This window comes from Chryseobacterium sp. SIMBA_029, from assembly GCF_046535275.1.
Classification (GTDB): domain Bacteria; phylum Bacteroidota; class Bacteroidia; order Flavobacteriales; family Weeksellaceae; genus Chryseobacterium.
In genome coordinates this window covers 1-252 of record NZ_JAWRXA010000617.1, presented here as the reverse complement: position 1 = coordinate 252, position 252 = coordinate 1, and the positions used below count along the sequence as shown (strand labels likewise).

The window sequence follows — 252 nt, the reverse complement described above, 5'->3', positions numbered from 1 at the left end:
ACCGGGGTGGAGGCGGCGGCAGCATCGAAGTCCGCCATCACCTTGTCGGCTTGAGCTTGGGTCAACACGCCGGAGGCGACGAGCTGCGCGTTGGACTGGACCAGCCGCACGCGCAGGCCCTTGTCGGCAGCGTCAAGTTGCGCCGCAACGTCTTGGACCTTGGTGTTCAACTCGGCGTTTCCGGCGGCAACCTGGGCTGCTCCAGCTGCGAGCTGTTGGGACTGTGCGGGGAGGGCAGCGGTTTTGCTTTTG

General features: G+C 65.9%; 1 protein-coding gene. It reads right to left on the bottom strand.

Annotated elements, in window-relative coordinates; genetic code table 11:
* A partial coding sequence (locus SB679_RS25450; protein ID WP_410705136.1) for a hypothetical protein occupies positions 1-252 on the bottom strand: 252 nt, incomplete at both ends.